1 protein-coding gene and 1 pseudogene are annotated in these 1,293 nt (G+C 59.9%); both read left to right on the top strand.

All coding sequences use genetic code 11. The features are described from left to right. Positions 1–334: 334 nt before the first annotated feature. Positions 335–718, top strand: coding sequence for a 2Fe-2S iron-sulfur cluster-binding protein (locus NW837_RS03675; RefSeq protein ID WP_414329322.1), 384 nt, complete (start codon positions 335–337; stop codon positions 716–718). After that, positions 718–1,293, top strand: a pseudogene (locus NW837_RS03670) (hypothetical protein); the annotation flags it as partial. The gene NW837_RS03675 and the pseudogene NW837_RS03670, both read left to right, overlap by 1 nt.

Raw genomic sequence — 1,293 nt, 5'->3', positions numbered from 1 at the left:
CCCTCTTCCAGCACTGTAAAGCTCCCCCAAGGCCGACTTTCAGCATTGCTCTCGATCAGCTTGTTGAGGGTTTCGGCAGAGAGGGAAGGCGAAGGTTTTTCCGGTGAGGCCAGATTGGCATTGGGGGTTTCCAGCATGGGATGCTCTCCTTGGGAGCCCTACCTTTAGCTTATCTCAACAACCAACTCGGGGTCTGTTTGTTTATCTTTAGACCCACCAACAGATCGGCTTCAGCTCCTGGGGATCCCCAGCCGGTTCAGGTTTGGTGGGGTAGTGGTTAAAATCCTGTGGAATCATGAAAAAGATTTCTGCTCTGCAAAAAGGCCACTTCCCCATGCGTTCTTCCTCTTCTGTCCCTTCTTACCCGGTTCACATCCATGACCGCCAACGGGACACCCACTATCTAATCCAGGTGCCGGCGGATCAATACATTTTGGCCAGCGCCGAGGCCCAAGGGATCCAACTGCCCTTTGCCTGTCGCAATGGCGCCTGTACCACCTGTGCGGTGCGGGTACGGCGGGGATCCCTGTACCAGCCGGAAGCCATGGGCATTTCGCGGGAGTTGAAGGAGCAGGGGTATGGGCTGCTGTGCGTGGGCTATGCCCGCTCGGAGCTGTGGGTAGAAACCCAGGATGAAGATGAGGTGTACGAGCTGCAATTTGGGCGTTACTTCGGCCAGGGGCGGGTAAGGCCAGGGATCCCCATCGAGGATGAGTGATGTCTTCTTCGGCACCGGTTTTGTCTCCCGAGTTGTTGCCGGATCCCTTGCCCTCTCAGCCGAGGGGCTGGCTGCTGGCAGCAGCGGCGCTGATCCCGGTGAATCTGGCCCCCAGCTTACTCTTGGCTTTGGTGGGGACGATCCAGGGTTATACCCGCTATGGTGGGGCGATCCTGCGGGATCCCTTGTTTGGACTGGCGGCTCTCCTGAGCCTGGCGGCAGTGGGAGTGGCTTTTTTGGGGGAAGATTGGCGGCTGAGCCTGCCGGGGATGTTCAACTACTGGCCTTTTTTGTTGATGCTGCCGGCCTTTGCCGCTGTTCTGGCCGATCGCGTCAGCGGGACGGAGTCCTTTCGCGTCAGCGGGACGGAGTCCTTTCGCGTCAGCGGGACGGAGTCCTTTCGCGTCAGCGGGACGGAGTCCTGTCCTGTGGGCCGTCGGCGGTTGGCCCAGGTGTTGGTGCTGGGCAGCGGGCTGATGCTGCTTTTGGGTTGGGGAGAAGTGCTGTGGGGATGGCAGGGGCACTTCTTCTGGGGGCCGGTTTGGATTACGGGGGTTGCCGGGGGAGAGCGACCG

Source organism: Synechococcus sp. R6-10 (genome assembly GCF_047461815.1).
Lineage (GTDB): Bacteria > Cyanobacteriota > Cyanobacteriia > Thermostichales > Thermostichaceae > Thermostichus.
Note: the sequence above shows the minus strand (reverse complement) of the source record. Positions and strands in the feature narration are given on the sequence as shown.

Excerpts from the sequence above, each read along its gene's own strand:
- NW837_RS03675 (WP_414329322.1), top strand. The coding sequence starts at position 335 with ATGCGTTCTTCCTCTTCTGTCCCTTCTTACCCGGTTCACATCCATGAC.